The sequence below is a fragment of the Nesterenkonia flava genome (genome assembly GCF_031432335.1).
Lineage (GTDB): Bacteria > Actinomycetota > Actinomycetes > Actinomycetales > Micrococcaceae > Nesterenkonia > Nesterenkonia flava.
On sequence record NZ_JAVKGT010000011.1, the window covers coordinates 1 to 23,890 of the forward strand.

22 protein-coding genes are annotated in these 23,890 nt (G+C 65.6%); 10 read left to right on the forward strand and 12 right to left on the reverse strand.

What is annotated here, in order from left to right:
* Window positions 1–18: 18 nt before the first annotated feature.
* The 6 genes from RH857_RS05525 to RH857_RS05550 all read right to left on the reverse strand — a co-directional run bounded on the left by RH857_RS05525 (window position 19) and on the right by RH857_RS05550 (window position 7,068).
* The gene (locus tag RH857_RS05525; protein ID WP_310536974.1) at window positions 19–840 is read right to left on the reverse strand and encodes a protein NO VEIN domain-containing protein; all 822 of its coding nucleotides are present in this window, start codon (window positions 838–840) and stop codon (window positions 19–21) included.
* Between the two features lie 53 nt (window positions 841–893).
* On the reverse strand, window positions 894–1,115 hold the full coding sequence (locus tag RH857_RS05530) for a helix-turn-helix domain-containing protein (protein ID WP_310536975.1): 222 nt from the start codon (window positions 1,113–1,115) through the stop codon (window positions 894–896).
* Between the two features lie 94 nt (window positions 1,116–1,209).
* Entirely contained in the window at window positions 1,210–3,768 is a 2,559-nt protein-coding gene (locus RH857_RS05535) for an ATP-dependent DNA ligase (RefSeq protein WP_310536976.1), read from the reverse strand.
* Between the two features lie 49 nt (window positions 3,769–3,817).
* A complete protein-coding gene (locus RH857_RS05540; RefSeq protein ID WP_310536977.1) occupies window positions 3,818–5,158 on the reverse strand; it encodes a hypothetical protein in 1,341 nt (446 codons plus the stop codon).
* Window positions 5,159–5,173: 15 nt separating this feature from the next.
* Window positions 5,174–6,181, reverse strand: coding sequence for an AAA family ATPase (locus tag RH857_RS05545; protein ID WP_310536978.1), 1,008 nt, complete (start codon window positions 6,179–6,181; stop codon window positions 5,174–5,176).
* A gap of 80 nt (window positions 6,182–6,261) precedes the next feature.
* The gene (locus tag RH857_RS05550) at window positions 6,262–7,068 is read right to left on the reverse strand and encodes an alpha/beta fold hydrolase (protein WP_310536979.1); all 807 of its coding nucleotides are present in this window, start codon (window positions 7,066–7,068) and stop codon (window positions 6,262–6,264) included.
* A 111-nt stretch (window positions 7,069–7,179) separates the two neighbouring features.
* On the opposite strand from RH857_RS05550, the gene ku reads away from it, so the two are divergent.
* Window positions 7,180–8,019, forward strand: coding sequence for a non-homologous end joining protein Ku (ku, locus tag RH857_RS05555; protein ID WP_310536980.1), 840 nt, complete (start codon window positions 7,180–7,182; stop codon window positions 8,017–8,019).
* A 59-nt stretch (window positions 8,020–8,078) separates the two neighbouring features.
* Entirely contained in the window at window positions 8,079–9,377 is a 1,299-nt protein-coding gene (locus RH857_RS05560) for a M16 family metallopeptidase (protein WP_310536981.1), read from the forward strand.
* A gap of 54 nt (window positions 9,378–9,431) precedes the next feature.
* On the opposite strand, the gene RH857_RS05565 is transcribed toward RH857_RS05560, so the two are convergent.
* Together RH857_RS05565 and moaA are read right to left on the reverse strand one after the other, a co-directional pair.
* A complete protein-coding gene (locus RH857_RS05565; RefSeq protein ID WP_310536982.1) occupies window positions 9,432–9,776 on the reverse strand; it encodes a MoaD/ThiS family protein in 345 nt (114 codons plus the stop codon).
* Window positions 9,776–10,897, reverse strand: coding sequence for a GTP 3',8-cyclase MoaA (moaA, locus tag RH857_RS05570; RefSeq protein WP_310536983.1), 1,122 nt, complete (start codon window positions 10,895–10,897; stop codon window positions 9,776–9,778). The genes RH857_RS05565 and moaA overlap by 1 nt, the downstream gene beginning before the upstream one ends.
* On the opposite strand from moaA, the gene RH857_RS05575 reads away from it, so the two are divergent.
* The 4 genes from RH857_RS05575 to RH857_RS05590 are packed head-to-tail and all read left to right on the forward strand — an operon-like array spanning window position 10,896 to window position 13,828.
* On the forward strand, window positions 10,896–12,314 hold the full coding sequence (locus RH857_RS05575) for a molybdopterin molybdotransferase MoeA (protein WP_310536984.1): 1,419 nt from the start codon (window positions 10,896–10,898) through the stop codon (window positions 12,312–12,314). The two genes, moaA and RH857_RS05575, sit on opposite strands and share 2 nt — an antisense overlap.
* Entirely contained in the window at window positions 12,311–12,811 is a 501-nt protein-coding gene (gene moaC, locus RH857_RS05580; RefSeq protein WP_310536985.1) for a cyclic pyranopterin monophosphate synthase MoaC, read from the forward strand. The genes RH857_RS05575 and moaC overlap by 4 nt, the downstream gene beginning before the upstream one ends.
* Window positions 12,804–13,412 carry a MogA/MoaB family molybdenum cofactor biosynthesis protein gene (locus tag RH857_RS05585; protein WP_310536986.1) on the forward strand — a complete coding sequence of 203 codons (609 nt, stop codon included), beginning with the start codon at window positions 12,804–12,806 and terminating at the stop codon, window positions 13,410–13,412. Before moaC ends, RH857_RS05585 begins: the two co-directional genes overlap by 8 nt.
* Window positions 13,409–13,828 (forward strand): molybdenum cofactor biosynthesis protein MoaE, encoded by a 420-nt coding sequence (locus tag RH857_RS05590; RefSeq protein ID WP_310536987.1) that lies wholly within the window; start codon window positions 13,409–13,411, stop codon window positions 13,826–13,828. Before RH857_RS05585 ends, RH857_RS05590 begins: the two co-directional genes overlap by 4 nt.
* Here RH857_RS05590 and RH857_RS05595 read toward each other — a convergent pair.
* Window positions 13,825–14,433, reverse strand: coding sequence for a LysE/ArgO family amino acid transporter (locus RH857_RS05595; RefSeq protein WP_310536988.1), 609 nt, complete (start codon window positions 14,431–14,433; stop codon window positions 13,825–13,827). The two genes, RH857_RS05590 and RH857_RS05595, sit on opposite strands and share 4 nt — an antisense overlap.
* A 70-nt stretch (window positions 14,434–14,503) precedes the next feature.
* Between RH857_RS05595 and RH857_RS05600 the strand changes: the two genes are divergently transcribed.
* The gene (locus RH857_RS05600) at window positions 14,504–15,436 is read left to right on the forward strand and encodes a LysR family transcriptional regulator ArgP (RefSeq protein ID WP_310536989.1); all 933 of its coding nucleotides are present in this window, start codon (window positions 14,504–14,506) and stop codon (window positions 15,434–15,436) included.
* On the opposite strand, the gene RH857_RS05605 is transcribed toward RH857_RS05600, so the two are convergent.
* From RH857_RS05605 to RH857_RS05615, 3 genes are all read right to left on the reverse strand, one after another.
* Window positions 15,433–15,885 carry a hypothetical protein gene (locus RH857_RS05605; RefSeq protein WP_310536990.1) on the reverse strand — a complete coding sequence of 151 codons (453 nt, stop codon included), beginning with the start codon at window positions 15,883–15,885 and terminating at the stop codon, window positions 15,433–15,435. The two genes, RH857_RS05600 and RH857_RS05605, sit on opposite strands and share 4 nt — an antisense overlap.
* 9 nt (window positions 15,886–15,894) lie before the next feature.
* Window positions 15,895–16,656, reverse strand: coding sequence for a 4-hydroxy-tetrahydrodipicolinate reductase (dapB, locus tag RH857_RS05610; protein ID WP_310536991.1), 762 nt, complete (start codon window positions 16,654–16,656; stop codon window positions 15,895–15,897).
* A 172-nt stretch (window positions 16,657–16,828) separates the two neighbouring features.
* On the reverse strand, window positions 16,829–18,034 hold the full coding sequence (locus RH857_RS05615) for a heparan-alpha-glucosaminide N-acetyltransferase domain-containing protein (RefSeq protein WP_310536992.1): 1,206 nt from the start codon (window positions 18,032–18,034) through the stop codon (window positions 16,829–16,831).
* An 18-nt stretch (window positions 18,035–18,052) separates the two neighbouring features.
* On the opposite strand from RH857_RS05615, the gene dapA reads away from it, so the two are divergent.
* The 3 genes from dapA to RH857_RS05630 all read left to right on the forward strand — a co-directional run bounded on the left by dapA (window position 18,053) and on the right by RH857_RS05630 (window position 23,888).
* Window positions 18,053–19,027: a 4-hydroxy-tetrahydrodipicolinate synthase gene (gene dapA, locus RH857_RS05620; RefSeq protein WP_310536993.1), complete on the forward strand. Its 975-nt coding sequence runs from the start codon at window positions 18,053–18,055 to the stop codon at window positions 19,025–19,027.
* Between the two features lie 27 nt (window positions 19,028–19,054).
* A complete protein-coding gene (locus RH857_RS05625; protein WP_344040103.1) occupies window positions 19,055–20,737 on the forward strand; it encodes a ribonuclease J in 1,683 nt (560 codons plus the stop codon).
* A gap of 115 nt (window positions 20,738–20,852) precedes the next feature.
* Entirely contained in the window at window positions 20,853–23,888 is a 3,036-nt protein-coding gene (locus tag RH857_RS05630) for an FtsK/SpoIIIE family DNA translocase (RefSeq protein ID WP_310536995.1), read from the forward strand.
* The last annotated feature ends 2 nt before the right edge of the window (window positions 23,889–23,890 follow it).

Genomic DNA, 23,890 nt, shown 5'->3' on the forward strand with positions numbered 1-23,890 from the left:
TAGCTACATCCTTTCAGCTTAAAAAGATGCGGCATCAAACCTGGGACGCTTCACTATGCCTGTCGCGCCTTTTACTTCTACGTGCCTTTCTTCGTCGTTCAGGATGACACGCAGATCGTACGGCTTGCCTAGCTCCTCGATTTGATCTGCTCCCAGTCTGGTGTAGTGGTCACGGGCGAGCTTCACGGCATATTGTTCTATCGCTGCTCGGCGTGCAGCATCCGATATATATCCCTGCCCAGAATTGGGCGGAACTGGGGTTGGCTCTTTGTGAGCCTTAGCCAAGTCTGGTGTTTGATGAGTGATGCCGAGCAGTACCGGGACGAGTGCTGCCGGAAACTTCGCCAAGTACCCCTGCTGGGCTCGTAGCTCCTTGCCCCCGTAATTTTGAAACGGTGCGTAGACGGGGCCATCTGCTCGCTTCTCGAGGTCTGCAAGGATATCCAGGATTTGCTGGCGCCTATCCTGGAGCGCGGTTCGGGTGAGTGGAGTCGCGAACTCCGTGTAGTTCTGCAGGGGAACGAGCCAGCCCGGGCCTGTGATCGGGGCCCTGCGGGCACGGCCCGCGGCACCTTTGGCCTGCCAGGTAATAGGCTTCTCTAGAAGTGGACCCACAACTTCTGACCAGCCCACCAGAGCAGGTTCACCCGCGAAGTGCTTGTGCCAATGGAAGACAACGTCACCCGGCTGAGCGTAAGAGACGAGGGTGTAAGACCAGGTCTCTTTGTTTCTGGAGTCGCGCTGCGGGGCCTTCAGGTCAGCGCCAAGGTCTTGGCGGTCGGTGATCTCCATCCAGTACCGCTCCGAGTCATCTGACTCCCACCAGTTGTTGATTGGCATGTTCGAAATCCTAGTCGCCGTCCCACCGGACGAGAGGAATATGGACCCCGGGCCTATCGGCCCCGCGGCGGCACGCCTCTCCGTTGCAGGTTGTGGTGGACGGTCTTGCGGTGGATGTTGAATTTGTCAGCGATCTGCTGGAGGGGAAGACCTGCCTGGTAGTCGCGGACAATGATGTCCACCTGCTTGCTAGTTAGCTTGGCGCGGCGTCGGGTGCGACTGGCGGCCTGCTGCGGTTCGCGGTCCAGGGCTCCGCTTGCCCTGTGCTCGAGCACCGGACCGTGGGCTTGACGAACGCGAGCTTTTGTTTCGTAATTGGTCCACGAGAGTCCCGTCATCCCAGGCTCGAACCGGGGACCAGGTGACTTCCTAGAGCACCCGCCGCCAGGTGGGGTGGCGGAGGCGGTGGTCGCGGGTGATGCCCGAGTGCTTCACCTCGGCCTGCAGCTTCGGAGTCACCCACGTGGCGTCGCCGGCGTCCTCAGGCGGGACATCATCAACCGGCGGCGTCTTACGCACCAGCTTCTCCAGCTGAGCCCGTAACTCCGTTAACTCCGCATCACTGAAACCAGTGCCCACACGCCCGGCATAAGTGAGGTTGCCGTCGTCGTCGGTGATACCCAGCAGCAATGAACCGAACGTCTTCGCGCGACCGCCCTTGCCCTGCCGCCAACCGATCACTGTCACATCAGCATGGTTCTCATGCTTGATCTTGATCCACGCATCCGAACGCTTACCGGGCCGGTACTTGCCCTCAGCGCGCTTGGCCATAATGCCCTCAAGCTTCAGCTCCTCGCTGACCTCCATCGCGTGATCCAGAATCTCACCGAGATCATCAGGCACCTGCACCTGCTTACCCGACTCCACCAGTTCCATCAGCAGCTCGCGACGCTCGGTATACGGCAGATCCGTCACATCACCGTGCTCCGGCGTATGCAGCACATCAAAGAGCATGTAATGCACCGGGATCTTTCCCGCAGCACGTTCGATCTCACGCTTCTTCGTCAGGCGTCCGCGCCGCTGCAGCAGCCCGAAGTCAGGACGGTTCGATGAATTCAGCGCCACCACCTCGCCGTCCAGCACTGTGCCCACCGGCGCCAACTGAGCCAACTCCACCAGTTCAGGAAACGTCCCGGTCAGGTCCTTCCCATTACGGCTGCGCAGCTCCACGCGCTTAGCATCGTCGCTGTCCTCATGTACCGCGGAGATGATCCGGTAGCCGTCCCATTTGGCCTCAAAGATCCAGTCATCACCGCGGATATCCTTCGGTGCCCCCATAGTCGCGAGCATGGGGGAGGGGAGCGGGGCCGGCATCGGCGCAGGCTTCTTCGGCTTCGTGGTGCTGGAACCGGCGCTGGCTTCGTCGCTCTTCGGCTTCGTGCTCTTGGCTGAGGCCGCAGATTCTGAAGCGCGCGGCTGATCCTTGGTCATACGGATCAGCCAGTCCTTGCCCTCGTCATCAGTTTGTACGAGCGCATACTTACGAGGTTTGCCGCCGAGGCCGCCGTCGGGCTTGCCGTGCAGCACAAAGACGACCTTCTTCTCCTCCCACTTCTCAATATCCACGGTCCCGGTGTCCCAAATAGTTACCTTCCCGCCGCCATACTCGCCCTTAGGGATAGTGCCCTCGAACTGCGCATACTCAATCGGGTGATCCTCGGTCATCACCGCCAGACGCTGCTGCCCGGCCTTCAACGGAGGGCCCTTCGGCACCGCCCAAGACACCAGCACACCGTTGCGTTCTAACCGAGTGTCGTAGTGCAGGCGGGTGGCGTGGTGCTCCTGCACCACGAAGATCGGGTCACCATCGCGGGCCGCCGGTGACTCCTCAGGAACCGGCTCCGGGGTCTTCGCGGCATCACGCATGGACCGGTACTTGGTCAATGCGTCCTCGATGTCCTTTGCCGGAGCAGACTTCCCCCCTGACCCCTTCTTCTTTCCGGAGTCCTTAGACGAAGACTTCGCCGTGGCGGGAACGTCGGCGTCGTCGTCGTTGTACCGCCCGAACCTCCGCATCGGGTCCAGGCCATCGGCCAGACGCTCCATCACCTCGCGGAAATCCAGCTGACGCAGATCCTTGTCATCCAGCTCATCCCACTCTCGCGGGACGGCCACCCAGGGCTGGGGCCGCCCGCGCAGCGAATACGGCGCCACCGTGGTCTTATTCGCATTATTCTGCGACCAGTCGATGAACACCTTGCCCTTGCGCGCGGTCTTCTTCATCTGGCTCACCACCTGCTTCGGGTGATCAGCCTCCAGAGCCCGCGCCAGCTCCTTGGCCACCTGCGAGACCTGGTCCGAGGTGTAAGTTCCCTCCAACTCCGCATAAAGGTGGATGCCCTTCGACCCCGAGGTCAGCGGCACGCTCGGTAACCCCATGTCATCGAGGATCTCCCGGCACCAGCGCGCCACCTGGGCACAATCGGCCAGATCAGTCCCCGGCCCCGGATCCAGGTCAAGCACCAGCCGGTCAGGGTTGCGGCGCTCCGCCACCGGAGGCTCACCGCTGTCATCTGCCGGGATAAAAGGGGCGACGTCGGCGTCGAACCTCCACTGAGGCACGTGCAGTTCCAGCGCAGCCATTTGCCCGAACCAGGCGAGCACGGCTTCATTTTCAGCCAGGGGGTAGACGTTGACATGGTCGGAGTGCTGCAGTCCCAGTCGCGGCACCCAGGCCGGTGCCGAGTCCTCCAGGTTCTTGCGGAAGAACGCGTCCTTGGGCGCATCCTCGGTACCGGGTCCGTCCGGCCAGCGCTTACGGGTGACCGCGCGGCGGCGCATGTGGGGGAGCATCGCCGGGGCCGCCGTCTGGAAGTACTCGATCACCTCGGCCTTGGTGGTCTCCGTCTCGGGATAGAGGACCTTATCGAGGCTGGTCAGCTTCAGCTTGCGGCCGGCCACGGTGACGGTCTGCTGCTTGGACGCCATGGAGGCACCATGGCGCATCGGCCTTAGTGTTGGCTGAATTCTGTGGAGATCAGACGCCAGCCCAGGCGAAAAACTCTTCGGCGGCAAAGACGGGTTTGCCGTACTCCAGGGCTTTCTTCGCCTTGCCTGACTGAGTACCGAGCTCTGCTACCACCAGCACCTCGCACTTCGTCTTGGTCACCGTCTTCACCGGTTCCAACCCCCGCTCGGCGGCTAGGTCATGCATGGCGTCTCGATCCCATTGGCAGCCCTGGGAATCCACGGCGGTGCCGGTGAAGCAGATCCGCGCTCCGGGGTGAAGGACCTCAGTGATGTAGCTGGTGCTGGAATCGTCCTCGTCTGAGACTAGCGTGACGCCTAGCATGCCACCGACGTTGCGGAGCCGGCGCGAGGCTTCCGGTGATAGTAGTGACCGCTCGGCAACCACCTGGAGCTGCTCGGCTAGTGCTTGACGGGCTGCGGAGTGCCATGAGTCCTCAGCAGCAGGAGGGGGAGAATCGGGAGAGGGAGCTTGGCCCAGCATAGCGGGGCCAAGCTCGCGGGAGACATCCAGCAGGGCACCGAGGCCGGGCAGATGCCCGAAGTCAGGAGTTCCCAGCGTGCTGTCACGGGTCAGGAGAAACCCGATCTGGCTGGTAGATCCACCAACTTCGTCGAAGGGCGTGCCATTGAGCGCACCGTGCTGACCGGAAGTAAAGCTGTTCCAGGCGCTTTGAGCTGCCTCGGTCGCCGAGGTGAAGCCTTCGATTCCTGGGCCAAGGCGTGTCTCTACGCCCATGGGGAGTGGAACCACGGTCTCTTGACGCTTCAGCTCGAAGTCAATCAGCCCCAACGCGTGGTCGATGTGCTGGCCCACCGGAGTGTATCCCGCCACCGCTGGTCCGATGAGGGACCAGGCTTCGGCCAGTGTGGGGGAGAGAAGCACGTCGTCGTTCGTAATGCCGTATAGAGTTCTGGCCTCGGCCAAATCTCGCTGCGGGTTGATCAGGCTCGAGATAGCGGTGCCATCGTCGAATACTACAGCGATTTCCACCGGCCGCGGTCTGGACATGCGACCTTCATCCCCAACGGTGAGCAGTCCGATGGCACAATAGCGGCTCCTCTGATGTGTGGGGGCCGCGGACTCCCTCAGAAAGCGCAGTACCCGGCGGTCCGTCTTCATATCCTTGGGCAGTACCGGACGTTTCAGTACGAGACCATGCAGGGAAGTCACTCGGCTGAGCGCCACGTAGAGTTGACCGAAGGCGAAGGTCCCGCCGGAGAGGTCCACAAACAGCCGGTCCAGGGTCTGCCCCTGACTCTTATGGACGGTGATGGCCCAGGCCAGTTTGAATGGCAGTTGAGTGAAGGTGCCTACCGTGCGGTGAGAGATGGAGCCGCCCTCTGACACCGGTCGTGTGATCTCTCAGGTGTGCGGGGACGCCCACACCAGGTCATTGTCCTGAAGGCGGATTGCCACACACGTCTCATCAAACCGGGTGCGGCCGATCTGCTCGACCTGCCCGAGGGTACCGTTGGCCCATTGGTCTCCAGGATGGTTCGTTAGCATCATCACTTGGGCACCGATTTTGAACTCCAGCGCCTCATCTGTGGGAGGCTCGAAGCCCTCCAACTCACCGGTGCTGTGGGCATGATGCACGTGCAACTCGGTGCTGAGCCGCTCCAGCCGCTGGCGGTTCCGGGCGGAGGCGATTCTATTAGTGGTAGTCAGCGTCAGCCAGAACTCATCCTGGAGCGGCTCAAAATTGGCGTCTACATGGGCGTTCAGATCCTGCTGCGCCGTCTCGAGCAGCAACCCTTCGCGGATCGAGTTCAGGATGGAGGTCATTTGGGTGTCTCCGAGTTGGCGGAAGACCTTGGTCAGGGAGATGGACGGGAAGAGTTCCCGGGAGTAGTTGTGGGCTGAGAAGAAGTAGGGCGTGTGGTACTCGGTCTCGAAGTAAGTCTGCTCATGCTCTGTGACCACCGGCGGCAGTTGCAGGAGATCCCCGACCAGCACCACCTGGACACCGCCAAAGGGCTGCCCGGGCTTCGGGCCGAAACGCTCCAGGGCCGCGGCGACCTGGTCAAAGAGATCTGCCCGCACCATGGAGACCTCGTCAACGATCAAGGTCTCCAGAGCTTTGAGAGTCTCAGCGAACCGAGCCGGGTAGTAGCGCCCCGACTGAACCTCGGAGAGGCTGATGCTCGGGTGCAGACCAAAGAGACGGTGCAGGGTATAACCATCCACATTCAGTGCGGCAATCCCGGTGGGAGCTGTCACGACGACGTTGCGCTCCGTGCGCGAGATAAATTCGCGAATCAGCGTGGACTTACCCGTGCCGGCCTTGCCGGTGAGGAACACATTGCTGCCCGCTTCGAGCAGATCCAGCGCTCGCCGGAACTCGTCAGTGAGATCGATACTCGCGGCCATCCGGAACCCCTCAGTTCTCTGGTGCGTGTGGTGGTACAGCGTCTCGCACTCTACCGACCGGGGGATCGCGGGACGGAGTATTACTTTTCTTGGCCGGTCAGGAAGCGCTTGAGCACCTCGCTGAAGACCTGCGGCTGCTCAGAGTGCACCCAGTGGCCGGCGTTCTTGATGGTGGTCTGGAAGACCCGGGGGAACAGGGCGCGCATGGCTGGCGCGTACTCCTCTTGTACGTAGTCGGAATTGGCCCCGGCAACCCACAGCACCGGCCCCTCATAGGGAGTGCCCTCACCCTCGGGCCATCCGCCGATGGCGGCCAGATTCTCGTGCAGCAGCGTGAGGTTGGACTTCCAGCGGAAACCTTCGGAATCTTTAGTCAGGCTCTGCAGCAGAAAACCGCGCACCATCGAGGAACGAATGGGTTCCTTCAGCTGTTCGTCGGCCGCACTACGGGACTCCAGCGACTCGAGGTCCAGTCCGCGCAGACTGCTGAGCAGGTGGTCGAACTCGCTCATGTCCTCACGCACCACCGGAGACATATCCACCACCACCAGGCTGCGGACCAGCTCCGGATGCCGCAGCGCCAGCAGCATGGCGATCTTGCCGCCCATGGAATGCCCCACCAGATGAACCGGCTGCGAGCTCGCCGCCCCGGCCCGCAGATGATCGGCCACCAGGTCGGCATGCTCCACGTAGTCGAAGCTCTCCGTCCAGTCGGAGGCACCGTGATTTGGCAGATCCATCAGCACGGAGCGGAACTCGGGCTGCAGCGACTTAGCAATCTGGGTGAAGTTCTTCCCTTGCCCGAAGAGCCCGTGGAGAAAGACCACCGGAGCGCCGTCGTCGTCGCCCACCTGCTGGGTGTTGAGCGTGAACGATTCCGCCGACATCGGGCCTCCTGCGGTTGGGGTCAAAGGTGCAGTCGTGGACACTATAGGCGCTTCACGTCCAGGTCGGGCTCGTTCAGGGTTCTCCCAAGTCAAGGATGTTTAGATGGCCGCATGCGAGCGATTTGGTCAGGCGAAGTCTCCTTCGGTCTTGTCAGTGTGCCCATCAAGCTCTACTCGGCCACCAAGAGCCATGATGTGAGCCTGCATCAGGTCCACGATGCCGACGGCGGGCGCATCCGGTACCAGCGGCGTTGCGAGGTCTGCGACAAGGTCATTGACTACAAGAACATTGACCGCGCCTACGACGACGGCGAGAAGTCGGTGATCCTGACCAAGGAGGAGCTCGAGGACCTTCCTGCGGATGAGTCCAAAGAGATCGCCGTCGAACAGTTTGTGCCCGAGGATCAGATCGACTCCATGGTGCTGGATAAGTCCTACTACCTGGAGCCCGCCGGAAAATCCGCTAAGGCGTATGTGCTGCTGCGCAAGACGCTGGAGGAGGCCGAGCGCGTGGCGATTGTGACGTTCACCCTGCGCTCCAAGACCCGGCTGGGCGTCCTACGCGTACGGGACAACGTCATCGTTCTGCAAGGACTGCGCTGGGCCGATGAGCTGCGCGAACCCGAGTTCGACATCCCCAACTCCCGGGTATCGAAGAAGGAGCAGGAGATGGCCGCTTCGCTGGTGGAGTCCTACAGCGAAGACTTTGAGCCCAAACGCTTCAACGATGAATACCAGGAACAGCTGCAGGTGCTCATCGAGGAGAAGCTGGAGCACGGTGAGGAAATCGACACCGACGCGACCTTCGGAGAGGTCGATGAGGACGACGACGGCGCCGGCAACGTGGTGGACCTCATGGAGGCCCTGAAGAAGTCGGTGGACAGTCGCCGCAAGAAGAGCGGAAGCAAGAGCGACAATAAGGGCGGCAGCGGCAAGAAGAAGGCCAGCTGACGATCCGCTCCGTCCTCGGGGAACGGGGGAGTGCACGCCCTCCGGTACCGTAGAGCCCTATGCGCGTGACCATTGAGCCTCAGACTGAAGGTGTTCTCAACAGCGATGCCGGCTCCACCGTCCGGCGCACCGTGCTCCCCTCGGGAGTTCGTGTCCTCACCGAGGAGATGCCCGGGCAGCGCTCGGTGACCATCGGCTACTGGATCGCCGTGGGCTCCCGCGACGAGGCCGAGCACCAGCACGGTTCCACCCACTTCCTGGAGCACCTGCTCTTCAAGGGCACCAAGACCCGCTCCGCGCTGGATATTGCTGCGGCATTTGACGGCGTGGGCGGGGAGTCCAACGCGCTCACCGGCAAGGAGCACACCTGCTACTACGCCCGGGTCCTGGACGCGGACCTGCCGATGGCCGTCGATGTCCTCACTGACATGGTGACCTCCGCGGTGATCGATCCCGCCGAGATGGAGACCGAGCGCGGGGTCATCCTGGAGGAGCTCGCGATGGCCGAGGATGACCCCACCGACGTGGTCCACGAGCGCTTCTCCGAGCAGGTCCTGGACGGCCACGCCCTCGGACGTCCGATCGGCGGAACCCCGGAGGAGATCCAGGCCGCCACGCGCGAGGATGTCTACGACCACTTCCAGCGCTGGTACCGGCCCGAGGAGCTCGTCATCACCGCCGCCGGCGGACTGGACCACGAGGCGCTGTGCCAGATTGTGGCCCAGGCCCTGGAGGCTTCCTCCTGGGACGTGACGGTCCCCGGAGAGCCGGCACCCCGGAGGCTCGCCGACGGCGTGGAGATTCCCGTGCAGGAAGGCACCCGGCACATCAGAAAGGCCGTGGAGCAGTCTCAAGTCATCCTCGGCGGACGCGGCCTGGCGGCTTCCGATGAGGACCGGTTTGCGCTCTCACTCATGCACGCCGTACTCGGCGGAAGCATGTCCTCACGGCTATTCCAGGAGATCCGCGAGCGCCGCGGCCTGGCCTACTCCACCTACTCCTTCTCATCGGCGTTCACCGACGCCGGCTACTTTGGCCTCTACGCCGGCTGCCTGCCGAGCAAGGTCGAGAAGGTCATTGACGTGATGAGCGCCGAACTGGAGCGCATCGCCAGCGAGCCGGTCACGCAGGAGGAACTCACCCGTGCCAAGGGCCAGCTGCGCGGTGGCACCGTGCTGGGCATGGAGGAGACCTCCTCCCGCATGTCACGACTGGGCCGTGCGGAACTAGTGCGCGGAGAGTTCGTCGACATCTCAGAGACCCTCGGACAGCTCGACGCCGTCACCGCCGCAGACATCACCCGCGTGGCGGCCCGCTTGGCCGCCTCCCCGCGGGCCATCACCGTGGTCGGGCCCTAACCGCGCCACATTCCGGGCGGCCAGACCCTGAGCGGTCTCATCGCGAGAACCTGCCTAGCCCCCGGCGAAGGGCGGGAGCACGTCCAGCTGATCCCCGGCGCGGAGCAGCGCGGAGTCAGGCTTGGCCTGAGTGCCGTTGATCAGGAAGCTGCTGCGGGAGCAGACCCGCGCGAGGTCCGGGCCGGCGTCGTCCTGCTGAGCAGTCTCTGCGCCGGAAGCTTCCCTGGCGCGCGCGGGCAGGGACTCCAGGAACTGCGCCAGCGATTGCGGATCCTGAACCAGGGAGAGCCGGAGCTCCTGAGCGCCGGCAGCCTCTGCGGCGCCGGCGTAGAAGCGCACCAGCACCGTGGCCGCCTCAGCGGCTGGCCCGGCAGTGGGGGTGGGGACGGGCGTGCTCATCATCCTCCGATCGCAGACATGGAACGCTCCGGGCGGGTGAACCCGGCGGCTTCAAAGCCGGGACGGTCGGTGCCGTGGGCCTTGGGTTTGGCCCACATGGCCGCAGCCCAGCGCTGGGCCACCGCCTCATCATCGGCCCCGGCGCGCAGCAGCTCTAGCAGGTCCGTCTCCTCGGAGGAGAACAGGCAGCTCATCACCCGGCCCTCGGCAGTGATGCGGGTGCGGGTGCAGGCAGAGCAGAATGGCTCGGTCACCGAGGCGATCACCCCCACCGTGCCCAGGTGCCGGCCAGTGCCGGGATCCAGCACGTCGAACCGTTCGGCCGGAGCGCCTCCGCGCTCCTCCTCGGTGGGGCGCAGTCGGTAGCGCGTGCCCAGCAGCTCCCGGGTCTCTGCGGCGCTCACGGTGCCCTCGCGCTTCCAGGTCTGATCCGCATCCAGGGGCATTTGCTCGATGAACCGCAGTTCATAGCCGTGCTGAAGCGACCAGGTCAGCAAGTCGGGAGCTTCGGCGTCGTTGATGCCTCGCATCAGGACGGCGTTGATCTTGAGGGGCGTCAGCCCGGCCCGGGCCGCTGCCTCGATCCCGACCAGCACCTTCTCCAGTGCGTCACGCCGGGTCAGCTGCGCAAAGGTCTCGCGGTGCACCGAGTCCAGTGAGATGTTCACACGGCTCAGGCCGGCCTCGGCCAGGGCCTGAGCTTTCTTCTCCAGGCCGATGGCATTGGTGGTCATGGCAATCGGCAGGTCCGGGTGGTCTGCCCGCAGGGAGGAGATGATCTCCGGCAGGTCTGCGCGCACCAGGGGCTCGCCTCCGGTCAGGCGCAGCTCCCTCACCCCGAAGATCTCGACCCCGATGCGCACCAGTCGGCGAATCTCGGCGGCGGTGAGCAGCTGGTTCCGGTTCAGCCAGGGGAGTCCGTTCTCCGGCATGCAGTAGGTGCAGCGCAGATTGCACTTATCGATCAGGGAGATCCGCAGGTCGGTGGCTCGGCGCCCAAACCGGTCCACCAGTCCGGCGCTGAGGTCCCTCGGCTGCTGGTGCTCCGAGTCGGCCCCGGGGGTGCCGTCAGCGCGCGTGAGCCCCGGGGGACGGCGCTGAATGGATACCCTGGTGGCCATGGGCAACGATTCTACGGGTGCAGGCCGGACGCGCGTCGAGCATCACATCGCTCGGCTGACCGAGATTCTCGCGATTGCCCTGTCAGGGCGAGGTACCGAACGGCTCTCACTCACCGGGACCGGGCCCCTCGGCGCGGGCCTTGCCGGCCGCGTGAGCGCCCACCGGATCACCGCAGATGCCCCGCTGCCGGGCTTCGACAACTCCCAGATGGACGGGTTCGCCGTGCGTTCGGCGGATCTTCCCGCAGCCGCTGTGCGCAGGAACGGGCACGACGAGGAGTTTGTGCTCCCGGTCGCCAGCGTTGCTGCCGCCGGCTCCGCGCCGCAGCGCCTTCCAGCGGGCGCCGCACTGGCCATCATGACGGGGGCGCCCATCCCTGAGGGCGCCGACCTGGTCATCCCCGTGGAGAAGAGCCGGGAGGGATTCGGCAGCGAGAGCGTCACCTTCACCGAACTCTCCGAGGCTGATACGCGTCCGGGACGGTTCATCCGCCGGGCCGGATCTGATGTGAGCACCCACGACGTCATCCTTGAGCAGCACCAGCTGCTGACCCCGGCACGACTGGGACTGCTGGCCGCCTGCGGCATTGATGAGGTGGAGGTCCTGCAGCGCCCCCGGACGGTGGTCATCTCCACGGGCGAGGAGATCCGCGCGCCGGGCCAGCCGCTGGGGCCGGGGGAGCTCTATGACGCCAATGGTGCGCTGCTGAGCGCCTCGGTGGAGGGATTCGGCCACGAGGTCTCCTCCGCGCACCTGGCCACCGATTCCCCAGAGGTCTTCGCCGAGGCCTTTGACGCGCTGCTGGCGGCGCACAGCCCGCAGCTGGTCATCACCGCCGGGGGCATCAGCGCCGGAGCTTACGAGGTGGTCCGGCAGGTCCTGAGCGCCCGGGGTATTACCTTCGGGACGGTGGCTCAGCAGCCCGGCGGGCCGCAGGGCTGGGGCATTCTTGATCCTGAGATGCCCGTGCGCCGCGCGGAGGACCCGCCGGTAGCCGTCGTCGCGCTGCCGGGTAATCCCGTCAGTACCGCGGTCAGCTTGGAGACGCTTGTGCGGCCCGCACTTGCTGCGGTGGATCCTGCCTGTCCCGCTCCGCGTCGGCTCAGCGTTCGGCTGGGACAGGATCTGGAATCCCCCCGAGGGCTTCGGCAGTTCCGGCGCGTAGAGTTGATGACCAACAACGACGGCCCGCTGACGGCAGTGCCGGTGGGCGGCCCCAGCTCACACTTGCTGGGGCACCTGGCCCGCGCCGATGCTCTGCTGGAGCTCGCCGAGACTGACGAGCTGATCTCTGCAGGCTCTGTCCGCGAGGCGATCGTGCTGCCCGGGTGGGGACCGCAACAGGGCTGGTCCGGTGCCAGTGGCAGAGGCGCCGCCGACACAGAGGCCGGAGACAGCGAGACAGGAGAGGCATGACAGACCGCGAAAAGGCCCAGGGGCTGACCCACGTGCGTGAGGACGGCAGTGCGCACATGGTGGACGTCTCCGCCAAGCCGGTTACTGCCCGGACTGCCCGGGCCCAGGCGGTGGTGCACACGACCGCCGAAGTCACCGCCCTGCTGGCCGAGGGGGGCCTGCCCAAGGGCGACGCGCTGGCTACCGCTCGCATCGCAGGCGTCATGGCCGCCAAGAAGACCCCCGAACTGGTGCCTTTGTGTCACCCCCTGCCGATCTCCAAGGTCACCGTGGACCTTGCCGTGGGCGAGCCGGCACCGGAGGCCGTGCTCATCACCGCCGAGGTGAGGACCACCTCCCAGACCGGGGTGGAGATGGAAGCCCTCACCGCCGCCTCGGTGGCCGCCCTGACCCTGTACGACATGATCAAGGCCGTGGACCGCGCCGCGGTGATCGGCGAGCAGAAGGTTCTCTACAAAGCCGGTGGGAAGACCGGAGAATGGACGCGCCGTGTCTGAGAAAGAGCTGGCTGAGAATGAGCTGTCTGAACAGGTCCACCACCACACCCGCACCTGCGACGACGGCGAGATGCGGGACCGGGTGATTGCCCCGGTGATCGTCTCCACGCGTGCCGCCACGGGCGTGACCGAGGATCTGTCGGCACCGATCATCGCTGAGTTCGCGGACCGCATCGGCTTCGGTTGCCGGCCCCCGGTGATCATTCCCGATGGGGAGGGGGTGCTGGCGGCGCTCTCGGAGCTTCTCGTCCAAGTGGCGCCGGCCGTGATCATCACTTCCGGCGGCACCGGGCTGACTCCCGATGACCTCACCCCGGAGTACACCAAGCCACTTCTGGACAAGGAGATCCCCGGGATCATGGAGGCCGTGCGCGCTCACGGCCGCGCCCACAACCCCCTGGCCGCGCTGAGCCGCGGCATGGCCGGGGTCACGGACGGCACGGTGATCGTGAACCTCCCCGGTTCGCCCAAAGCAGTCCGTGAGGGGATGGAGGTGTTGGTGGAGCTGCTGCCGCACCTGTGCGATCAAGTCGCCGACATCCGCCAGCACGATGGCTGGGGCACCGCCGCCAGTGCGGGCGACCAGCAGGAGCAGCAATGACAGTCGTCCACACCGGGATCTCTGAGACGCCCCTGGACCCGGCGCGTGCTGAGGCTGAGGCCTGGGATGAGGCGGCGGGCGCCGTCGTCGTCTTCTCCGGCATTGTGCGCAACCACGACGGCGGCCATGACGTGGACCGTCTTAGCTACACCGCCCACCCCAGCGCCGCCGAGACGCTGCAGAAGGTCGCGGAGCAGACGGCGTCGTCCCATCCGGGGGTGCGGATCTGGGCGGAGCACCGTGTGGGTCCGCTGAAAATCGGTGACCACGCGCTGGTGGCGGCCGTGGCCTCCGCCCACCGCGCCGAGGCCTTCGCCGCGTGTGCCGACCTGGTGGAGACCATCAAGGCTCAGGTGCCGATCTGGAAGGAACAGTTCTTCGCCGACGGCTCCAAGGAGTGGGTGGGCCTGCCCTAGCTCAGCAGCGCCGTGCCGAGCACAAGGTGCACGGCCAGGGCAAGCATCATGAGGCCGATCAGTACGTCCAGCACGCGCCAGGTCCGTGGGCTGTTCAGGATCCGGGACAGGGCATGGGCCCCGAAGCCCAGGCCGGCGAACCACAGGGCGGAGCCCACCACGGCTCCGGAGGCGAAGACCCAGCGGGCCTCGCCGTGCTGGTTGGCCAGACTTCCCAGCAGCACCACCGTGTCCAGATAGACGTGGGGGTTCAGGAACGTCAGGGCCGCAGCGGTCAGCAGCACCGACCCGCGGGAGCGTGGGGCCTCGGGTTCGAGAGCTGCGGGCTGCAGGGCAGAGCGGAAGGAACGCAGTGCCCACCACAGGAGGTAGAGGGCGCCCGCCCACCTCAGTGCCTCCAGGGCGCTGGGGAATGCCGCCACGAGCATGCCGATGCCGGCTGTGCCGGCGAAGATCAGTACCACGTCAGCCGTGAGGCAGAGTGCGACGACGGCGCCCACATGCTCGCGCCGGATTCCCTGACGTAGGACGAAGGCGTTCTGCGCGCCGATCGCGACGATCAGGGCCAAGCCGGTCATGAGACCGACGCTGAAGATGCTCACCATGGCTGACACGCTATGAACAGGTCCCTCTTAAGACAAATGAATGACCCTCATTCAGCATTAGCATTGCTTCATGAACCTGGAGCACTTGCGAACTCTGGCGGCTATCGTCGACGAGGGCTCGTTCGAGGGTGCCGGCTTCCAGCTGGGCGTCAGTCCTTCGGCGGTCAGCCAGCGCATCAAGGCGCTGGAGACTTCCGTGGGTCAGCTGCTGGTGCGGCGGGAGACGCCGTGCATCCCCACACCGGCCGGGGCTGCGGTGGTGCGACTGGCGCGGCAGGTGCAGCTCTTAGAGGCCGAGACCTGGCAGCAGCTCGGGCAGACTCCGGGCCGCCGGAGTCGGATTCCTGTGGCCGTCAACGCTGACTCCCTAGCCACGTGGTTCATCCCTGTCTTCACCGAGATGGCCGAGTGGGAGGACACAGTCCTGGACCTGCACGTGGAAGATCAGGACCACTCCAGCGCGCTGCTGCGCTCCGGTGACGTCATCGGAGCCATCACCTCGGACCCGCGTCCCATCCCGGGCTGCAGCATCGAAACGCTCGGCTCCATGCGGTACGTAGCTGCGGCCACGCCGGCTCTGGCGCACCGTTACACGGACTCCGAGGGCACCCCGGACTGGCGGCGGATGCCGGTGATCCGCTTCAACGATAAGGATGATCTCCAGCACGAAGTGCTGCGCTCCCACGGAGTGGATATGCCCGAGACAATCCACACCGTGCCCTCCTCCCAGGGTTTTCACGAGGCGGTGCGGGCGGGACTGGGATGGGGGATGCTGCCGGAACTGCAGATGGGTTCGGACATGCAGGTCGGCGCCGATGTGGCGCAGGGGCGTCTGCAGACCCTTCACGCTGCCGTCCGCCCTGGTTCAGCGGATGGTGGTCTGGTCGCCCAGGAACCAGTGCATCGTGACGTGGCGCTCTACTGGCAGACCTGGGGCCTGGAGTCGGCCCGGCTGCACCGGATCACTGCCGCTATCCGCAAGGCGGCGGAGGGACTGCGCTAGGAGCGTGCGCGGGAGGCCCTCTCCATGGCGATGGCCTTGGCCATAGTCTTGCGTGCCCTGGCCCGGTCTCCCGCCACGTCGTAGGCGTAGGCCAGCCGGAACCAGGAGCGCCAGTCCTCCGGCGAGGCTTCCGTCTCAGCCTTGTACCGCTCGAACTGCGCGTCGGCCTGCTCACGGTTGGGCCGGCCGCCGGGGGAGCGCTCCACCGTGTCCTCGGGCAGGGAGCCCTCGGCGTCGAGGATCCGGCCCAGCCGTTCGGTGCGCAGGCCGAAGGCGATGGCGTGATACAGGAACCAGACTCCTAGCAGCACGAGCACGAGCGTGCCCAGTCCCAGCAGGCGGGCTGTGAGATCGTCCACGCGCATGAACCGAATGGCGCTGGTGAGCGCGCCGGCCATGACGATCGCCACGAGGACGATCATCAGCCATGTCCAGAATTTGTCCTTCATCGCGGCGCCCTAGAATCCCAGGTCCAGATAGCCGTCGAGCCCGTGGGTCAGCCCCGGACGGGATCCTACGGTGCGCAGACCCAGCAGCACGCCGGGCATGAAGCTGGCGCGGTCGAAGGAGTCGTGACGGATGGTCAGCTGCTCACCGGCCGATCCCAGCAGTACCTCCTGGTGGGCGACGAGTCCGCGCAGCCGCACCGCGTGGACGTGGATGTCCTCCACGACGGCACCGCGAGCGCCCTCGATCTGCTTCTCGGTGGCATCGGGGGAGGGGGCCACACCGTGCTCCCGGCGGCTGGCGGCCATCAGCTCAGCGGTGCGCACCGCGGTGCCCGAGGGAGCGTCCACCTTGTTGGGGTGGTGCAGCTCCACAATCTCGGCGGATTCGAAGTACCGGGCGGCTGTGGCGGCAAACGCACTGGCCAGCACCGAGCCGAGGGCAAAGTTGGGAGCGATCAGCACGCCGACCTCAGGCTGCTGCGCCAGTTCCTGTTCCAGGCGCTGCAGGCGCTCGCCGTCCCAGCCGGTGGTGCCCACCACGGCGTGCAGCCCGTGCTGCACGGCAAAGCGGACGTTCTCCTCCGTGGAGTCCGGCACCGTGAGGTCCACGACGTGCGTGGCCCCAGCCTCGGTGATCCGATCCAGAGAGTCCCCGCGGCGCAGGGCCGCCACCAGCTCCATATCCTCGGCCGCCTGGACGGCCTTCACGGCCTCCGATCCCATGCGTCCGCCGGCGCCCAGCACCGCTACTCGAATCTCAGCATTGCTCATATGTTCCAGCCTACTGCGAGGTGCTGCTTCCTCGGGCGGGGAAGCCTCGCGCCACTACTGCGCGATCTTCAACCAGTGTTGCTGTTGTCGTCGGAACTTCCGGCTATTCCGACGACAACAGCAGCACTAGATGCCTGTTCCGCAGGTACAGAGCGCCGGCTCCGGGTCCCAATCACCGGCCCGGGGCCGGACCCGCCACGGCGACGCCGGCAGCATGGGTGAGGGCCTCCAAGGGACCTCGTCTGCCCAGCATGGACTTGACCAGACCCAGGACCAGGAAGCTCAGCAGGAAGATCCAGACCAGGGTGGCGGGGTCGACGTCGTGCAGGGGCGCCCCCTCGGGCCGCCAGTAGTGCAGCACCACCAAATGCCCCACATACAGCGTCAGGGGCATGGCCCCCGCGTCCGCCAAGGGGGCCAGCGGCCACTTCAGCGGGCCTTTGAGCAGCGAGGCGAGCAGCAAGCAGAACCCCAGCACCGCCACGGCAACGCTGAGGGTGTGCAGCAGGTCCAAGGTGCTGCCCTGATGCGGAGTGATCAGCAGGAACCACACCGGGTCAGTGATGAGAGGCAGATGATGCGTGCCCGTCTGCAGCTCACCGAGCACCGCCTCCTCCGTCCAGCCGGAAGTCGACATCATGTGGAAGCGGACATCCGAGAGCCACATGGTCAGGCGTCCCACGATGGAGGTGAGGACCGCCCCGATGAGTCCGAGACCCGCTAGCCGCATCGCCGTCGTGGTCCGCTTCAGATCCAGGCGGCCCAGGGCCATGCCGGCAAAGAGATAGGCGGGCCACAGCAGCAACGGGTAATAGCCGGTAAGTGCCAGATCCGTGCCGAGCAACCCCGGGGTCAGCACATCCTCCACACCGGGGGAGTGCCACAGTCGCCAGTCGGAGGGAAAGCGCTCCACAGACTCCCGCAGGGTGTTGTGCAGCCACCAGTACAGCGCCGGTGCCGCGAGGACCCAGGCGCCCGCCAGAGCGAAGAGGGCGCGCGCCCCCAGGCGCAGAAACGGCAGGGCCAGCAGAAACAGCACGCCGTAGTTGACCAGAATGACCGCCACGCCGTGGTCCAGGGCGGCTATGCCCAGGCCGATGAGAATGATGAGCACCGCTCGCACCGCGATGACCTTCCGGGACCAGACCAGGCGCGCATCAGCCCCAGCGCTCAGCAGCGCAAGCCCGACGCCGGCAAGCACGGCGAAGAGAGCCGCGGACTTTCCCGCGAAGGCCAGCCCCGCCCACGTCGCCTCGCCGGTGCTGGGATCGGTGGTGGGTAGCACGTGCACCACCATCATGCCGATCAGGGCTAGGCCGCGGGCTGCGTCAACGCCGAAGAGCCGGCGGCGGGTTGATCTGGTGATGCGGGGACTCACAAGCGATAGGCTACTCCCATGGCAAGCGACAACGAGTCCGCACGAGACGTCTCCCGGGAGTTTGACCCCTACCTCGCCGAGGGGCAGGTCAAGCACCCCGATCAGACCGACCCCTACTTCGGGCATCTCATCACCGCGATGGTCACCCCCTTCACCAAGGATGACCGCATCGACTTCAAGGCGTTTGAGGCGCTCGCTGCCAAGCTTGTCGACGAGGGCAACGATGCTCTCGTCGTCTCCGGCACCACCGGGGAGACCTCCACCCTGGAGGACTACGAGAAGGCCGACCTCGTGCGTGCCGCGAAGTCCGCCGTGGGCGACCGTGCCAAGATCATCGCCGGCACCTCCACCAACCACACCAGCCACGACCTGGAGATGGCAGCGAAGGCCGAGCGCGCCGGCGCCGATGGCCAGCTTGTGGTCACCCCCTACTACAACAAGCCCTCGCAGGACGGCGTGCTGGCGCACTACACCGCCGTGGCCGACGCCGCTGACCTGCCCCTGATGATCTACGACATCCCCGGGCGCACCGGCATTCCGATCGCCACGGAGACCATCCTTAAGCTGGCCGAGCACCCGCGGATCATGTCCCTGAAGGACGCCAAGAACGACATCACCGCCACCACCGAGGTGCTCACCAAGACCGAGCTGGAGGTCTACTCCGGTGACGATCAGAACGTGCTGGCCTGGATGGCCATGGGCGCAGCCGGCGTGGTCTCCGTGACATCCCACGTGGCAGGCCCCACCTTCCGCCGCATGATCGACGCCGTGCTGAACTATGACCTCAAAGAGGCCCGCATCGCTCACAGTGAGCTCGGCCCCGTCATCCGTGCGCTGATGACCCGCGTACAGGGAGCCGTGTCCTCCAAGCTGGTGCTGAACTGGATGGGATTCCCCGTCCGCACAGACGTTCGCCTGCCCCTGGTGCAGGCCAATGAGGCTGAGCAGGAGCTCATTCTCGCCGACCTGCGAGAGGCAGGCTGGCAGCTCTAATACCCCACCGAAAGGACAATGACACACGTGTCACCTGACAAGCTCGTCACCCCGCCCAAGCTCAAGAACGGCACCCTGAGGATTGTGCCGCTGGGCGGCCTCGGGGAGGTCGGGCGCAACATGGCCGTCTTCGAGATCGACGGCAAGCTGCTGATCGTCGACTGCGGCGTGCTCTTCCCCGAGGAAGAGCAGCCCGGCGTCGACCTGATCCTGCCTGACTTCAGCTACATCGAGGACCGTCTCGACGACGTCGTCGGCATCGTGCTCACCCACGGGCACGAGGACCACATCGGCGCCGTGCCCTACCTGCTGCGCAAGAAGCAGGACATCCCTGTCATCGGCTCCAAGCTGACCCTGGCGCTGGTCGAGGCCAAGCTCGCCGAACACCGCATCAACGCCTACACCCTCACCGTCGCGGAGGGAGAGGTGGAGAACTTCGGGCCCTTCGAATGCGAGTTCGTGGCCGTGAACCACTCCATCCCCGACGCCCTGGCGGTCTTCATCCGCACCGAGGCAGGCACCGTGCTGCACACCGGTGACTTCAAGATGGACCAGCTGCCCCTGGACGGGCGCATCACCGATCTGCGGCACTTCGCCCGGCTAGGGGAGGAGGGCGTGGACCTGTACATGTCCGACTCCACCAACGCCCACATTCCCGGGTTCACCACGCCCGAGAAGGAGATCGGCCCGGTCATCGAGCAGGTCTTCGCCCGCGCCCAGCGACGGATCATCGTGGCCAGCTTCTCCAGCCACATCCACCGCGTGCAGCAGGTGCTCGACGCCGCAGCAAAGCACGGTCGCAAAGTGGCCTTCGTGGGGCGCTCGATGGTGCGCAACATGTCGATCGCGGCCAAGTTGGGCTACCTCACCGTGCCCGAGAACATCCTGGTCGACATCAAGAAGATCGAGAACCTGCCCGACCACAAGATCGTGCTGATGTCCACGGGATCCCAGGGCGAGCCCATGGCCGCGCTGTCCCGCATGGCCAACGGTGATCACCAGGTGCAGGTGGGCGAGGGTGACACGATCATCCTGGCCTCCTCGCTCATCCCCGGCAACGAGAACTCGGTCTACCGGGTCATCAACGGACTGATGAAGCTCGGCGCCGACGTGATCCACAAGGACAACGCCAAGGTCCACGTCTCGGGGCACGCCTCGGCAGGAGAGCTGCTCTACAGCTACAACATCCTCAAGCCCAAGAACGCGATGCCCGTCCACGGCGAGACCCGTCACCTCATCGCCAACGGCAAGCTGGCCGAGGAGACCGGCGTGCCCGCAGAGAACGTGCTGCTGTGCGAAGACGGTTCCGTGGTGGACATGCGAGACGGCCGTGCCCGGATCACCGGCCAGATCGAAGCAGGCTACGTGTACGTGGACGGCTCCTCGATCGGTGAGATCACGGATAATGACCTCAAGGACCGTCGCGTCCTCGGTGAGGAGGGCTTCATCTCCGTCATCACCGTGGTCAACCGTCAGACCGGAAAGATCATCTCGGGACCGGACATCCATGCCCGCGGCGTGGCCGAGGAGGACGAGGTCTTCCGAAACATCAAGCCTAAGATCGCCGCCGCCCTGACAGAGGCGATTCAGGACAACAAGGAGCACACCACCCACCAGCTCCAGCAGATTGTGCGTCGGACCATTGGCTCCTGGGTCAACCGCAAGCTGCGTCGCAAGCCGATGATCGTGCCCGTGGTGGTCGAGACCTGAGCCTCTCGGGCCTGGCGTCTGACGCCCGGTCCTGACGTACTCGACAGAGCACGTCAGGACCGCCAAGGTGTGCCGATCCGGGCCCATGTGCTGAACTGCCGGTAAGTTAGCGCCTATGGCGACACGTACTTCCCCCTCGCGAGCCGCCGGGAGCAAGAAGTCCACTTCCTCTTCCAAGGCACGCGCGACGACGTCGAAGAAAGCAGCAGAGCCCGAACGCGGGAACCTGCTGCTCACCGCGCTGCGCGGACTCTGGATGGCTCTGGCCACTCCGGTCGCGAGCGCAGTGCGCAGCATCGGCCGGCAGGCGGTCATCCACCCGGATGATCGGCGCGACTCGGCCGGTATGGTCTTCTTCCTGCTGGCGATCATCACCGCCGTCGTCGACTGGTGGGGTGCCGCCAACTGGGACCACTGGGTGACCGCGGTGCTGCACCGCTCCACCGCTGGCACCTTCGGTTGGGCCTCGGTGATTCTGCCCCTGGTGCTGTTCATCACCGCCGTCCGCTACTTCCGCACCCCGCAGGAACATGAGGCCAACGGCCGGGTCGCCACCGGTCTGGCCATCATCCTCGCCTCCTCCTCGGGGCTGGCGCAGCTGGCCGCAGACCTGCCCACCATCAACGAGATGTTCGAGGCGGGGGAGACCGGCGGCTTCGAGTCCATGCTGACCTCGGGGGGCATCGTGGGATACCTCGTGGCTGTGCCCCTGGCCTCACTGGTGACTCCGTACCCCGTGTGGATCATCCTCTCGGCCGTGCTGATCATCGGCATCCTGGTGCTCACCGACACCCCGGTCCGCCGCATCCCGCAGCGCATTGCGGTCGCCCGCAGCTACATCATCGGCGAGGCCCCCGAGCCCCGCTACCGGGAGGATCCGCACCTGCCGGAGGGCGGTCACTCCCAGCAGCGCGATTACGACGTCAGCGGTGCCGCCGGGGACCACGACGATGCCGCTGCACCCCGCCCGAAGGCCTCCAAGCCGAAGCGGGGCCGCAAGAAAAACGACGCCGGCAGCGAGCGTCCCGGATTCTTTGCCCGGCTTTCCGAGTCCGCCGGCCTGAGCGGACGGGACCACGACGACTACGACCACGAGGCCTACGACGACGAGCAGTTCGGAGACGTCTCGGAAGGCCCCGCGCATACCCAGCCCACCCGCGCCTTCGCGCAGGAGGACAGCACCGAGGGCGCCTACGAGACCCCCGTCTTCCAGGAGGAGGAGCCCACCCCTCCGCCGGGCGTGAAGCGCCTCACCGCCCAGGAGAAGGCCATCAAGGCCGCCAAGGCCAAGGCCGGCGTCTTCGATGCCGAGGAGGCCGAGCAGCGCGCCGGTGCCCAGGCGGTGTCCAAGCCCAAGCCCACTGCGCGGCCCGAGGCCCCTGCTCCTGCCACCGATTTCCCCACCCGCAGCGAGCAGCTGGAGCTCTCCGGCGACGTCACCTACACGCTGCCGGATCAGTCGCTGTTGCCCGCGGGTCCTCCGCCCAAGGAGCACTCCGAGGCCAATAATGAGATCGTCGCTGCCCTCGACGCGACCTTCCAGCAGTTCAAGGTCGACGCCGAGGTCACCGGCTTCTCCCGCGGCCCTACGGTCACCCGCTACGAGATCGAACTGGCTCCGGGCACCAAGGTCGAGAAGGTCACCAACCTGGAGAAGAACATCGCCTACGCGGTGGCCTCCAACGAGGTGCGCATCCTCAGTCCCATCCCCGGCAAGTCGGCGATCGGCATTGAGATCCCCAACCGGGACAAGGAAGTGGTCTCTCTCGGAGACGTGCTGCGCTCCAACGCCGCGCGCAAGACCGAGCATCCTATGGTCATGGGCGTCGGCAAGGACGTCGAGGGCGGTTATGTGGTGGCCAACCTCGCCAAGATGCCGCACCTGCTCGTTGCCGGTGCCACCGGCGCTGGTAAGTCCGCGTTCATCAACTCCATGGTGACCTCGGTGCTCATGCGCTCCACCCCCGACGAGGTGCGCATGGTCATGGTGGATCCCAAGCGCGTGGAGCTGACGGCCTATGAGGGCATTCCCCACCTGATCACCCCCATCATCACCGATCCCAAGAAGGCCGCCGAGGCCCTGGAGTGGGTGGTGAAGGAGATGGACAACCGCTACGACGACCTCGCCCACTTCGGCTACAAGCACGTGGACGACTTCAACAAAGCCGTGCGCGCCGGCAAGGTGACGCTGCCGCCGGACTCCAAGCGAGTCCTGCGTCCCTACCCCTACCTGCTGGTCATCGTCGACGAGCTTGCCGACCTCATGATGGTCGCCCCTCGGGATGTCGAGGACTCCATCGTGCGCATCACCCAGCTGGCCCGTGCGGCCGGCATTCACCTGGTGCTGGCCACCCAGCGCCCCTCGGTCAACGTGGTCACCGGCCTCATCAAGGCCAACGTGCCTTCCCGCATGGCCTTCGCCACGTCCTCGGCCACCGACTCCCGCGTGGTGCTGGACTCGGTGGGCGCGGAGAAGCTGCTGGGCCAGGGCGACGCGCTCTTCCTGCCCATGGGCATGTCCAAGCCCATGCGTGTCCAGGGCGCCTGGGTCAACGAGTCCGAGGTGCACGCCGTCGTCGACCATGTGAAGTCCCAGCTGAAGGCGCAGTACCGTGATGACGTGGTGCCCAAGGAGAGCGCCAAGAAGAAGGAGATCGACGAGGACATCGGAGACGATCTCGAGCTGCTGCTGGCCGCCACCGAGCTGGTGGTCACCACCCAGTTCGGCTCGACCTCCATGCTTCAGCGCAAACTGCGTGTGGGCTTCGCCAAGGCCGGACGCCTGATGGACCTCATGGAGTCCCGCGGTGTGGTGGGTCCCTCTGAAGGCTCCAAAGCTCGCGACGTCCTCGTTCAGCCCGAGGATCTCGCCGAGGTGCTGTCCATGATCAAGGGGGAGACCCCTGGGCCCTCCGAGGATGCGCCGGAGGCCTATCAGCAGGAGGTCGTGGAGTACGAGCCCGGCCAGTCCGTGCCGCTGGCAGAGCAGCACGACGACGCCGGCGCAGGCAGCGAGGAGCCCTCCCCGCAGGATCTCATTGCGCGGGACCTCGCGGAGCGGACGGCGGCACTGCCGCAGGCCACCGAGTACTACGACGGTCATGACGATTCCACATCCAGCGAAGACGCCTGGCAGCTCACCGGACGATGAGC